The 12,212-nt window shown below is 34.7% G+C and carries 12 protein-coding genes; 4 read left to right on the top strand and 8 right to left on the bottom strand.

Going from position 1 to position 12,212, the window contains the following annotated elements; translation table 11 throughout:
• The first annotated feature begins 277 nt into the window (after positions 1-277).
• A complete protein-coding gene (locus ACQKNX_RS21395) occupies positions 278-889 on the top strand; it encodes a metallophosphoesterase family protein (protein WP_427430639.1) in 612 nt (203 codons plus the stop codon).
• A 592-nt stretch (positions 890-1,481) separates the two neighbouring features.
• Here the strand turns inward: ACQKNX_RS21395 and ACQKNX_RS21390 are convergent.
• The 5 genes from ACQKNX_RS21390 to ACQKNX_RS21370 all read right to left on the bottom strand — a co-directional run bounded on the left by ACQKNX_RS21390 (position 1,482) and on the right by ACQKNX_RS21370 (position 4,631).
• Positions 1,482-2,060, bottom strand: coding sequence for a DUF305 domain-containing protein (locus tag ACQKNX_RS21390; protein WP_427430584.1), 579 nt, complete (start codon positions 2,058-2,060; stop codon positions 1,482-1,484).
• A 94-nt stretch (positions 2,061-2,154) separates the two neighbouring features.
• Positions 2,155-2,337: a cysteine-rich CWC family protein gene (locus ACQKNX_RS21385; protein ID WP_427430583.1), complete on the bottom strand. Its 183-nt coding sequence runs from the start codon at positions 2,335-2,337 to the stop codon at positions 2,155-2,157.
• An 84-nt stretch (positions 2,338-2,421) separates the two neighbouring features.
• Positions 2,422-2,616, bottom strand: coding sequence for a gamma-type small acid-soluble spore protein (locus ACQKNX_RS21380; RefSeq protein WP_340826420.1), 195 nt, complete (start codon positions 2,614-2,616; stop codon positions 2,422-2,424).
• 25 nt (positions 2,617-2,641) lie between these two features.
• A complete protein-coding gene (locus ACQKNX_RS21375; protein WP_340822287.1) occupies positions 2,642-2,851 on the bottom strand; it encodes a hypothetical protein in 210 nt (69 codons plus the stop codon).
• A gap of 307 nt (positions 2,852-3,158) precedes the next feature.
• On the bottom strand, positions 3,159-4,631 hold the full coding sequence (locus tag ACQKNX_RS21370; protein WP_427430582.1) for a helix-turn-helix domain-containing protein: 1,473 nt from the start codon (positions 4,629-4,631) through the stop codon (positions 3,159-3,161).
• A gap of 460 nt (positions 4,632-5,091) precedes the next feature.
• Between ACQKNX_RS21370 and ACQKNX_RS21365 the strand changes: the two genes are divergently transcribed.
• On the top strand, positions 5,092-5,403 hold the full coding sequence (locus ACQKNX_RS21365; protein WP_427430581.1) for a hypothetical protein: 312 nt from the start codon (positions 5,092-5,094) through the stop codon (positions 5,401-5,403).
• 193 nt (positions 5,404-5,596) lie between these two features.
• On the opposite strand, the gene ACQKNX_RS21360 is transcribed toward ACQKNX_RS21365, so the two are convergent.
• Positions 5,597-7,939, bottom strand: coding sequence for an InlB B-repeat-containing protein (locus ACQKNX_RS21360; RefSeq protein ID WP_427430580.1), 2,343 nt, complete (start codon positions 7,937-7,939; stop codon positions 5,597-5,599).
• 775 nt (positions 7,940-8,714) lie between these two features.
• Complete coding sequence (locus ACQKNX_RS21355; protein ID WP_427430579.1) at positions 8,715-8,939, bottom strand: hypothetical protein; 225 nt, start codon at positions 8,937-8,939, stop codon at positions 8,715-8,717.
• A gap of 134 nt (positions 8,940-9,073) precedes the next feature.
• On the opposite strand from ACQKNX_RS21355, the gene ACQKNX_RS21350 reads away from it, so the two are divergent.
• The gene (locus tag ACQKNX_RS21350) at positions 9,074-10,750 is read left to right on the top strand and encodes a ribonuclease J (RefSeq protein ID WP_427430578.1); all 1,677 of its coding nucleotides are present in this window, start codon (positions 9,074-9,076) and stop codon (positions 10,748-10,750) included.
• Between the two features lie 75 nt (positions 10,751-10,825).
• Here the strand turns inward: ACQKNX_RS21350 and ACQKNX_RS21345 are convergent, their stop codons facing one another.
• Complete coding sequence (locus ACQKNX_RS21345; RefSeq protein WP_427430577.1) at positions 10,826-11,494, bottom strand: hypothetical protein; 669 nt, start codon at positions 11,492-11,494, stop codon at positions 10,826-10,828.
• Positions 11,495-11,708: 214 nt separating this feature from the next.
• Here ACQKNX_RS21345 and ACQKNX_RS21340 point away from each other — a divergent pair, with 214 nt between their 5' ends.
• Positions 11,709-12,098, top strand: coding sequence for a helix-turn-helix domain-containing protein (locus tag ACQKNX_RS21340; protein WP_340822280.1), 390 nt, complete (start codon positions 11,709-11,711; stop codon positions 12,096-12,098).
• Positions 12,099-12,212: the final 114 nt, after the last annotated feature.

Genomic DNA, 12,212 nt, shown 5'->3' with positions numbered 1-12,212 from the left:
TCAAAACATAGTTGACATTCATTTTCCACGTTCAGAAATGGAAATTTCTGTTAAAGTAATTAAAAGCTTTTAAAAATAGAATTCTACTAACATTATTCAGAAAATTTAGATTACACAAACTATTTTATCAAGCAACTTATTTGTTAGCAATTTTTCCTCACATTCAAAATATGTAAGTTGTGTCACAAAATATTCTGATACATATTACTTTTCTATCAAATTCTGTTAGGTGTATGATACTTGTAAAATTATTTTGAAAATGAAAGGCATGATTACTATGCTGTATGCACTTTTAGGAGATTTACATTCTAATATTGATGATACAAAGGCAGTATTAGCTCATATACAACAAACAGCAAAAGATGCTGCAATAATAGGATTAGGCGATTTATATGAATGTACAGTAAGTAAGAAAAAAGCAAAAACGATATCCGGCTTGCCTTTGCAAAAAGCAGCTATTATAGATAATGATTTCGAAAAACTACTGACATTTCCGTCTATTCGAGGTAACCAAGAAGAACGGATTACACATGTTACAGGAATTGAGCGCTTTATTACATTGCCTGAAACGATGGACATTGAAGGTGCAATGCTAATTCATGGACATCAATTCCAGTGGAGTGTTTCCTGGCAGCCTAAGTTTCCTTCAATTGAAAAGCAGCTTCTTTTTTTCGGACATAGCCATGAATCAGGAATCTATCGCCAAAATAAAAAGCTGCCAATTCGTATTCATTTTGGGCAACCAATTGAGTTGCAAGCAAAACAATATCGCATCAATGTTGGCTCTGTAGTGGATCACCGTGAGTGGTGCCTCTACGATAGCGACAAGCGAACTGTCACTTTTATGTGCGCATCATCCTGCGAAGCTAAGGATGCAGTTGGCATTTAAATTACCGATTGTTAGAAACCAATATAAGCCCTTTCATCTCTCATAACCTTTCAAATTTTGAGAAACTACGTAGCAAAGTGAGACAGCCATATCTTTACTATTATATTTTTTGTGGGTTAGAGCGAAATATTATATTAGTAGGGATACTAGTTGATGGTAGCGGAGGCGGTGACTCCTACGGGAACGCAAGCATAGTAAGACGCAACAGTCCGCGCGTTAGCGTGCGTTGCGGCTTATGATGTGCCCGCGCAAAGCAACCTCCTTAGCGGACATCAACGGTCTCATAGTACAATCCTTCCTTGCAACCATACATGCTACAAGTAGCGTTCACCTACTTATCAATTTTTCTACAGCTGTCTCTCCATTACTTTTTAAAAAAGCCTTTGATTGTGGCGGAAAGTGGCAACTCCAGCGGGATGAGCTTGAGCTGAAACCCCGTAAGAACGATGTGACGAGGAGATAGAAGCGAAGCCCGCGGAACGATTCCACTCAGAGCGAAATTCAAACGCATTAATATTTTGATACATTTCCTTTAATTCTATTATTAACAAAATAAAACGCTAAAATTGCGAACAATTTTAGCGTTTTATTGTTAACAATCACAATCTTGTAGCGCATCAAGTAATTTTTGCATTTCTTCAAGTTGACAACATAATGTTTGAATCATACATTGAAGAATTGGAATTAACTCTTGGCATATACAGAATCTTTGAACGTTTTGTACTAATCGTACACCTGCTTGATGATGAATAATCATATCTTGAAGATAATTTATATTGATACTATTAGAGGTTGGTGGTGAGCATAATGCTTGGAACATCGTTTCAGCAATTTCTTTAAATGTACACATATATTCATATAATTCATATTCTGTATTTTGTACGATACAGCATCTATTTTGTATTGCTTCTAGACTTTCGACGATTTCAGTATGAGTTTGTATAACTTCTAATGCAAAATTTTGAACAGGTATATTCGTTGTATATTGCAACACATTTTCTGACATTCTAATTGCCGCTATTTGATGGGGAATAATCTGTTTGATGAAATTTTCAGATATGCTACACGTGATTGTTACATAGGTCATACCTTGCATCATCTTATTGATTATTCTTTTGTTTTCCTCTAAATATGCCTGAGTTACATTACTAAGTGGAATTGGTTTCGACATTAGACACACTCCTTTCAGAGTAATGTATGCCAGGTAGGTTGTTGTGCGATAGACATTTGTACCAACGAATACCAAGATAATGAAACAGAGAAAGCTAGATGTTTTTATATGTATGTAAACAATTTTGGCAAATGCACTTTTTAGGTTCGTTAGAGACTGCCCCTATTATACCTTCAGGAAATTTTTCGTTCATACACCAGCATGCATCCTGGCCATCTGCTACACCACATTGATTTTCTTTCCCACATAAAGGACAACATTTTTCTTCATATTGCATGTAATTACACTCCTTTCTACGATGATTGTAATGTACAACAAAAGGAGTACGAAATACAGGCTACATTTCGCACTCCCTACACTATTACATATTACGCATTGATTGATTATTTTGCGCCTTCACTTCTTCACTATCTGTATCACTATATTTTGCAGTACCATGCCCACCAGTTTTAGCTAGTAGCTCTTTTACTTCGTTATAGGAAAGCCCCGCTTCTGCATTTTTCCGTTTTACATCATTAATATTCGTACCCGAAGCCGTAAGCTGTTCTTCATTCATATTAGGCAAGCTAATTCATTCCCTTCTATAATTCATCTGGCTGCATTTCAATCAATTCATCGCCTTCTCGTTTCACCCTTTTATTGAGCTCTTCAATTGGAATGATATCGACTGTTTGCATATCTTCATGCAAGTCAAAAATACTGATTGTATCCGAATCAACCATATCGGGCTTATCTTTACTTGATAAGTTCATAAACATTCTTTTCTCAGGTGGCACATTTTCTTTATTCATATTGTCACACTCCTTTATCGTTAATGTGTGTAAACGTGTATAGATTATGTGCGCTTCTTCATTGTTTTATCAACCTGATAATATTTAGAAACTTGAATAACGTGAACTTCCTTGTTTTTTAGCCATGTGTTCTGTTTTCAAGACGAAATTTATCGTTATATTAAAAAATGATTTAGTACAGATTGAAAGGCAATTTTATTAAACAAAAAATAAGGGATAATTGCTCTTTGACATCGCATAAGACTATGTTGGGAGAATCTAAAATTCACTAGGATATTTACAGTGCATATGGCATAACGAGATTACGCTAAAAAACGATTAGATCAGTATATTTAGTCATTTTTTTATTTAATAGTTCGTTTATTTTATAATCAAGTTTACTCTTATCGGCGTTACTTAATAAAGGGGAGATGGTCAGGCTTTCAACGCCTTTGAAAAGACTATTGTTATTTTCCATATTTATTAACAAATCATACTCTTGATAAAATATATTTTTTTTAAAAGCGTATAGGTTCAATGAGTATGTTTGTATATTTGTACCATATTTAAACGTTAAGTATTCTAATATACTTTCTTGTTCAATTTCCGATTCCGTTATAATAGCTATTGATACAGTTTGTATCTTTTTTATTCTAAGTTGACTTATTGAAAGAAAGTAGTACAGCGCAAATATATCTATTTCTTTAATTTCAGGGAGAAAATTATATTGCTTAAATAACTTTAAAGCTGCTTCTTTTACTAGAAAGTAAAAAGGATGATCTTTACAAATATTTATGTAACCGCTTAACTCATTTAACCTATTATTAGTTCCTAAGCGTAAATCAATATAGTAGAGTTCAGTATATCTACTTAACCCTTCAACGAGTCTTATATCAGAAGAGAAATCAAAGTAAAAATTTTCGGATATATACTCTAAAAAATCAAAAATCATACTATAACGCAAATTAGTTTCTTTTAAAGAATAAATTTCACCTATTGTGAGCTTTCTCTCGCGTATTAAATAGTTATATAAATTCGTTGCATAATAAATAACCTCACATTGTTTTGTGTTTTTATCCATATAATTAGGAAAAAATGATTGGAGCTTTTTTGTTATGTTTATATAAAGAGAATTTTCTTCAGTAGGGAAATTTTCATATTGTATATACTTTGAAAGTCGACTCCTAATATGCAAAATTTCCATAGAAATTGATAATTTCCGTAGACCTTGTGGTGTCAAATTGAAACTATTTAAAATGCAAATTTCGTCTATTTTCTTTACAAAGAGTTCCTTGTTAAAAAATCTTATTTCTGATAAAGAACGAGATAAATAAAAATCATAAAATTGTTGCATCAAATTTCTAATATTTTTTTCATCACCTTGAATTGTTAGTACTGGAGCAGTAACTAATTTTAGTTTATATTCTTGCAGCCATTCTTTTATAACTTTAAATTTACGATACGCTGTGGATTTGCTCATATTTAAAATATTGGTTATTTCATTTACAGAATTTATATTTTTTTCAAAAAGTAAAGTTATTATTTTTAAAAATATATTATTTTTATATAGCATTTTCAGTGCATCATCTATTAGTGAAGGAGAAACAATATCCAAATGGACTTCCCCAGATTTTATAAAAAAACTTGTGTTACTTAATGTCTCCATTAAAAAATGGAGTTCTTTTTCTATAGTTGATCGTCCAACTTGTAAATGTTCTGCCAACTCATCAATCTTTGCTTTTCCACTTTTACAATAAAGGTAAATCAGTATTTTTTCTGGGCGATCTAAAAATCTTTCCATAAAAAATCAGCTCCTTTTTATTTCATCAATATACTAAAATTTAAACTAAATACACTAAAATACATTCTAAAAAAACATAAAAACAAAGCCATTATCGACTTTGTCTTTAGATCAAGCGTTTCGGAACTTATTCAACTATCATCGTAGCTGTTTAGTTTATGAAATCCATTATGTATGATTTTCTTTGTTGTCGTGCTGTTTAAGGTGCTTCACAGACACTAACGTAGGTTTTAGTCTCATATGAGATACAAGGTATCAAAACTTTAAGATTTTGATACCTTGCATTCTAAAATCCCTGTATAAAGAGATTTACTAATATAGAATAATCCTCATGTTCTTTACTAATGTGTAGTAAAGCTAGTTTAAAATAGGCATGTCTAGACAATGAGATATATAGCAACATAGAATCGCAACAGTTTTTAGCGTTAAATCAATAATTGATACTGTCGGGGCGGCAAATATGTCCGCTCAGTTAGCGACTGATACCGTTGTTGTGCGAGCAACCGGTTCTTGTGTATCGACACCTGTTTTAGTTGCAACGGTAGATACACCTGCCGCTGACCTAGCAACTGATTTGGATGAATCGGTGCGGGATTCCGTAGTTTTGTCAACAATTGATTATATTGAGTCAACAGTTGTGCCAATAGATGATTTTGCTGTAATAACAAGTAGTTTTGTTGGGACAGCAACAAATTCTGTTGATTTGGTTGCTGCTGATTTTGTTGTTTTGTCGGCAACTGGTTCGCTCCATCTAGAGAAGATAACCGTTTGATTCGTAATCGATTATATGAAATCAATTGAGTTACCACCTTTGTCTATTCCTTTCAAAATATCTTGTCTCATGTATAAAAATTAGCTTATTCCTTAATGGCTTACTGATTTTTAAAAATATTGTTCTTCCCACTGTCAGATTATATAGTTTGTATCGACATGCCATGAACAAGGGCATTTAGTTACGAATTAAATTAGTCGTTTAGATGAGTTAGTAACTCATTCTGTTGGGCTTGTAACTCTTTCTGTTGCGCTAGTAACTCGTTTTGTTGAGCTAGTAACTTATTCTGTTGCGCTAGCAACTCGTTTTGTTGGGCTTGTAGCTCATTCTGTTGTGCTAATAATTCGTTTTGTTGGGCTAAAAGTTGAATCCATTTATCCAATAGCTCGTTCTGCTCTGCATCTGGAGCTTGTTCTGTTGGCTCTGTTGGCTCTGTTGGTTCTGTTGGTTCTGTTGGCTCTGTTGGTTCTGTTGGTTCAGTTGGCTCTGTTGGTTCCGTTGGCTCTGTTGGTTCTGTTGGTTCTGTTGGTTCTGTTGGCTCTGTTGGTTCTGTTGGTTCTGTTGGTTCCGTTGGCTCTGTTGGCTCTGTCGGTTCTGTTGGTTCTGTTGGTTCTTCCCATTTAGCGAAGATTTCTGTTTTACTAGTAATTGGTTGTGTACTAAAATTGAATTTTTTCCCATCTTTATCTACCCATTCGATAAATGTCTTGCCCTCACTTGTTGGTATAGATGGCTCTTTTACATTGTCTCCTGATAGAACAAGCGAAGTCGCTAATATTTCGCTCTTCTCGCTATTTCCATAAAATGTGACCGAATTATAGTTTACTGTAGCGACAGTAGCAAGACGACCATTGCTGTGTAGCGTAATGCTCCCCGCTGGCTTAAGCGTTTTATGAATATTTGCTGCTTGAACCGAGTCTGTTAAATCATAATCTGTCAAATCGTAAATATAATATGTTCCCACATCATAAACTAAAAATTTTCTTGGTAATGTTCTTGTATAATATATTTTATCGTCTTTCGTACTAACTAAGCGAAGTGTTCTGCCATCCCATTGATCAGTTACTTTTTCACCATCTATTCTCATTGCAATGTTATAGCCTGCTTTTAAAACATATACCACACGTTTAGCATTTTTAGGCGGTGTCACTGACGTTGTTTCATTCACTTCTGGATTTGTTGGGGTTGTTACTGTTTCTCCCACCTCTGGGTTTGTTGGGACTGTTACTGTTTCTCCCACTTCTGGTGTTGTTGGGACTGTTACTGTTTCTCCCACCTCTGGGTTTGTTGGGACTGTTACTGTTTCTCCCACTTCTGGTGTTGTTGGGACTGTTACTGTCTCTCCCACTTCTGGTGTTGTTGGGACTGTTACTGTTTCTCCCACTTCTGGGTTTGTTGGGATTGTTACTGTTTCACCCACCTCTGGGTTTGTTGGAACTGTTACTGTTTCTCCCACTTCTGGTGTTGTTGGAATCGTTACTGTTTCACCCGCTTCTGGATTTGTTGGAGTTGTTACTGTTTCTCCCAGCTCTGGGTTTGTTGGGACTGTTACTGTTTCTCCCACTTCTGGTGTTGTTGGGACTGTTACTGTTTCTCCCACTTCTGGTGTTGTTGGGACTGTTACTTCTCCCACTTCTGGGTTTGGTGGGATTGTTACTGTTTCTCCCACCTCTGGATTTGGTGGGTTTGTTACTGTTTCTCCCACTTCTGGTGTTGTTGGAATCGTTACTGTTTCACCCGCTTCTGGATTTGTTGGAACTGTTACTGTTTCTCCCACTTCTGGATTTGGTGGGATTGTTACTGTTTCACCCACTTCTGGTGTTGTTGGAATTGTTACTGTTTCACCCGCTTCTGATGTTGTTGGGACTGTTACTGTTTCACCCACTTCTGGTGTTGTTGGAACTATAGATGATATTGGTTTACACCATTTAGCAAAGACTTCAGTTTTGCTAGTAATTGGCTGTGTGCTAAAATCAAATCTTTTTCCATCTTTATCTACCCATTCGATAAATGTCTTGCCCTCACTTGTTGGTATAGATGGCTCTTTAACTTTGTCTCCTGACAAAACAAGCGATGTCGCTAATATTTCGCTCTTCTCGCTATCTCCATAAAATGTGACCGAATTATAGTTTAACGTAGCGACAGTAGCAAGACGACCATTGCTGTGTAGCGTAATTCTCCCTGCTGGCTTGAGCGTTTTATGAATATTTGCAGCTTGAACCGAGTCTGTTAAATCATAATCTGTCAAATCATAAATGTTATATGTTCCTACATCTTTAATTAAAAAATTTCTTGGTAATGTTCTTGTATAATATACATCATCGTCTTTCGTACTAACTAAGCGAAGTGTTCTGCCACCCCATTGACCAGTCACATTTTCACCATCTATTTTCATTGAAATGTTATAGTCCGCTTTCAAAACATATGCCCACGATTGTGCTTCAGCGTCTATTGACGCTACTATTGCTGGTGTTACAAATGCAGCAGCAGCAAAAAATGCTGCTTTTTTAAATTTATTTCTTTTTTTCTTCTTCATTTTTTGACCCTCTTCCTTCCTTATTAAATTTATGCAATTCTGCAATTTAACTAAACTATAAAATATTTAATAGGTACGATAGAGTCTTCTTTTTTCTCCCTTTATCTTATTTTTGAGAAATTTTATAAAAGATAATTACCTTTTTATGTATAAATATCAAAAAATTAATATATTAAAATTAACATTTTACACTTTTTAAGGATGATTACTTAAATTTTTACCTATATTTAAAATCATATTTTTCTTTTATTTATTCATTTTTTGATAAAACTAAAACATAATAGAATACAAATGAGTGGGTTTAATTTTTAACGATGGCTTAAAAAGGATGAAAAAACACATTGATTGTCCTTTCAATGGGGAAGTAGGATGAAGTCCTTTAACAAGCAAAAACAAACTGGACTGTTTAAGCCCAGTTTGAAAATAGTATTCAGCATTATAATTGAACTGAAACCCCACACTATAGAATTGACATTATTTTAGATGTTAAACTTTACAGATATTGTGTCGGATTTTCCACTTATTTCTTCCGATTAATGACTAAGCGCATTCTTCCTTTCTATATTTTTCAGGTTGCATTTCAATCACCTCATCATTTTCTCTTTTCCCTCTTTTACTAAGTTCCTCAATTGTGGTAATATCCACCGTTTACATATGTGTAAATCAAAAATACTAATGGTATCCTAATTAAACATGTCGGGCTTATCTTGGTGGCGCATTTTCTTTCTTCATGTTGTACACGCCTTTCTCGTTAATGTGTGTACACGTACTAAGATTATTTATTCTTCGTTTTATCAACCCGATGATATTCGGAAACTTGAATAACGCGTACATTTCTTGTGTGTAATTCATGATATATTCCTCTGCTATCTGTAAAAGCTATATATTGGTCCCGTTCACTTTTAACCAATTGTTGTGCTTTTTCTTGTGATTCAATATGAATAAATCGTCTAACATAATGAATCTCATCAAAGAAATAGGTTATTTTAAATTCTTTCATTGTCAAACAACTCCTCCATTAATGCACTTATCATATCCAATAGCTGTTTTTGTCATTCTTCCGCAAAAGTATAAGATTGAAAACGTGAGCAATAATAAAAAGTATCGGAATACGTTTAAATGGAGGTAAAAAAATTGACCGTTACAAATAATGCATTATCCATTTTTGCTCTAGGTGGTATTAACGAAATCGGTAAAAATATGTATGTAATACAATATGAAAATGATTTACTCATTGTCGATTGTGGAGCAAAGTTTCCAGATGAAAGTCTACTTGGAATTGATTTGATTATCCCTGATATCACCTACTTACAGGAGAACAAAGAAAAAATTAAAGGATTAATTGTCACGCACGGGCATGAAGATCATATAGGTGGCATTCCGTACCTTTTAAAGAAAATTAACGTTCCCATTTACGCTACAAGATTTACATTAGGGTTAATTGAGTTAAAACTAAAGGAGCACAAGCTGCTAAGAGAGACTGATTTAATAGAGATTCGCTCAGACTCCTCGTTACATTTCGGACAAGTTGATGTTCGTTTCTTCCGAACAAATCATAGTATTCCTGACTGCTTAGGTATCGTGTTTCTAACACCTGAAGGCAATGTAGTGCACACCGGAGACTTCAAGTTTGATTTAACTCCAGTTAATAATCAGTATGCTGATATTCACAAGATGGCAGCTATTGGATCTGAAGGTGTATTATTATTAATATCTGAAAGTACAAATGCTGAACGACCAGGTTTGACACCTTCGGAAAAACTTGTAGGTCATCATATTGAAAAAGCTTTTCTTTATGCCGAACGAAAAATAATCATTTCTACCTTTGCTTCCAATGTAAATCGAATTCAACAAATTGTAGACGCCACTATTGCAACAAATCGTAAACTTGCATTGTTAGGTCGCAGTATGGTGAACGTTGTAGATGTCGCCTTAGAGCGCGGATATTTAGCGATGCCTGATGATTTGCTACTTGATCCCCGTGAAGTGAAATATCTCCCTCCAGAAGAAGTTGTTGTATTATGTACAGGGAGTCAGGGAGAGCCATTAGCCGCACTTTCACGTTTAGCTAGTGGCAATCATCGTGAAGTAAAAATTTTACCTGACGATACTGTTATTTTAGCTGCCTCTCCAATACCAGGTAATGAAAAGGGTGTTTCGCGAATTGTCGATAATTTATTTCAGCTCGGCGCTAAGGTCATTTATGGTTCGGCGAGTAACACAGGCATGCATGTTTCTGGACATGGTTATCAAGAAGATTTAAAGCTAATGCTGACGCTAATGAAGCCAAAGTTTTTTATTCCGATACATGGAGAATTTCGTATGCTACATCAACATCGCTTGTTAGCAGAATCTGTCGGTGTCAAAAGAGGACATACCTTTATTATGAAAAATGGGGATGTTGTTGATATCGAAAAGTCGAAAGCTCGACAAACACGAAAAATCCCATCTGGTGATACTTATGTTGATGGTATTGGCATTGGTGAAGTTGAAGGAATTGTTTTACGTGATCGTAAACAATTATCTGAGGACGGCATGCTCGTTATCGTGTTAACGCTTAGTAAGAGTGATGGGTCTATTATTTTAGAACCAGATACTACATCTAGAGGATTTGTTTATGCAAAAGAATCTGAGGATTTGCTACAGAAAGTAAATGAACTCGTAAAAGCGACCATTAGCGAACTCCAAGGGGAAAGCAGCAAGCAACAATTATTTGTTTTAAGACGAGAAATAAAAAAAACGGTTGGCCAATATCTTTTTTCACAAACAAAACGCAAACCGATGATTTTGCCTATAATAATTGAAATTTAACTTCATATCGCTTTATGTTAAAAAGTCGGTGTTAGTCTTTCTTTGTCACACCGACTTTTTTTATTTAACGCCAACTCAAGACTTCGTTTCAAAATTATTGTTGCGGAACTGATATAGCTCTCCAGTAAAGATTTTATGAAGTGCCAAATGATATAACGTTTGAAGTTGTTCAAATCCGTCATTTAAATGGCTAGCATGTTGTTCAGTTTGCTTTGAAATGTTTCGAATATGGAGTGGTAACTCCTCCACAACAGCTAGCAATGATTTTTTCTGTTTCAATAATAGCTGACTTGTTTTTAACAGCTTTACAATATTTGTTTGTATCTCTAATGCAGGTAAATCTAACTTTATATGATGCAATTGTCTCCAGTCTTTATTGGGCTGATACCAATGGAGAAAAAAATACAAATAATCACTTAAAATAATAGATTCATTTGGGATAATCGCAACTACATCATTAGCAATATATGCTTCTTGTTCACATTGAAATATATATTTTTTAGCACGACCTAAGTCATTTTTCGCGAGAATAATTGTTTTTGCCGGCACCTTTACACACTTAAAACACATATTAACTGTATCATTCCATTTAGATAATTTACGAATATCACCATCATGTGCTAGCCATTTTAAATTTTTTGCTGTAATAAGAGGTTGACCAACCTTTGAATAATCTGAAATATTAGGTGTTGTTAAACTAGCAACAATAAGAGTTATTTCATCTAGTCTATAACGCTCCAACAAGTTTAGATCCTCCATTCTTAAAGAGCTTTTAAAATTTCATACAACTAATCAAAAAATGCTTGTGTAGACGGTCCAAATACTATGAATTTTCTTCCATATCATTATTATAGTGATTATTGTACCATTTTAATGTAACATTATCTACATTATATAACTTTAATGGTATATGCATTTTCATTGTTTTTCACTAGCTTTTTACATAGAGGTGAGTGATATGTCAGACTTTTTAAAGCTAGTAGGTGAACAACTCCGTATCATTAGAGTTTCCAAAGGGCTTAGTCAAGAAGAAGTAGCAGAGAGAACGGGGAAGTTAGGTTTTAGTAAAGGTCGCATTTCCAATATTGAGCACGGGCAATCCAATATTACGTTAAGTACTTTAGAGTTGCTTATGAAAGCGTTAGATATTGCACCAGAGGAACTTTTTAATTTCCAACGATTATCGGGTGTTACTGATATTGAAGAGAAAAATCTTATGCTCGACATTCATCGCTCATTATTAAGAGAGCGCAATTTAGACGAAGTAAAATATGTAGTACGCATCACAAGAGATTTTCTAAATACAATCGATGCTCAATCAAAGAAAAACAGCTCCAATGTTGAATAACATTGGAGCTGTTAGACTGTAGACGCGCCTTGTCCCTTTCAAAGTGTTAATTGATTTCCGTTACGGGTTGCTCGCTTTCCGCGGTCGTGGCTTAAGCCTCCTCCTTCGCTGCGC

The sequence above is a fragment of the Lysinibacillus sp. NPDC093712 genome (genome assembly GCF_050280025.1).
GTDB lineage: Bacteria > Bacillota > Bacilli > Bacillales_A > Planococcaceae > Lysinibacillus.
The sequence above is the reverse complement of the archived record's forward strand: the minus strand, read 5'-3'. Positions and strand labels throughout refer to the sequence as shown.

Bases quoted from the DNA above. Each gene is read 5' to 3' on its own strand.
- ACQKNX_RS21375 (WP_340822287.1), bottom strand. From the start codon at position 2,851: ATGAATAAAGAAAATGTGCCACCTGAGAAAAGAATGTTTATGAACTTA.
- ACQKNX_RS21390 (WP_427430584.1), bottom strand. From the start codon at position 2,060: ATGTCGAAACCAATTCCACTTAGTAATGTAACTCAGGCATATTTAGAG.
- ACQKNX_RS21395 (WP_427430639.1), top strand. From the start codon at position 278: ATGCTGTATGCACTTTTAGGAGATTTACATTCTAATATTGATGATACA.
- ACQKNX_RS21385 (WP_427430583.1), bottom strand. From the start codon at position 2,337: ATGCAATATGAAGAAAAATGTTGTCCTTTATGTGGGAAAGAAAATCAA.
- ACQKNX_RS21340 (WP_340822280.1), top strand. From the start codon at position 11,709: ATGTCAGACTTTTTAAAGCTAGTAGGTGAACAACTCCGTATCATTAGA.
- ACQKNX_RS21370 (WP_427430582.1), bottom strand. From the start codon at position 4,631: ATGGAAAGATTTTTAGATCGCCCAGAAAAAATACTGATTTACCTTTAT.
- ACQKNX_RS21360 (WP_427430580.1), bottom strand. From the start codon at position 7,939: ATGAAGAAGAAAAAAAGAAATAAATTTAAAAAAGCAGCATTTTTTGCT.
- ACQKNX_RS21365 (WP_427430581.1), top strand. From the start codon at position 5,092: ATGTCCGCTCAGTTAGCGACTGATACCGTTGTTGTGCGAGCAACCGGT.
- ACQKNX_RS21380 (WP_340826420.1), bottom strand. From the start codon at position 2,616: ATGAATGAAGAACAGCTTACGGCTTCGGGTACGAATATTAATGATGTA.
- ACQKNX_RS21355 (WP_427430579.1), bottom strand. From the start codon at position 8,939: ATGAAAGAATTTAAAATAACCTATTTCTTTGATGAGATTCATTATGTT.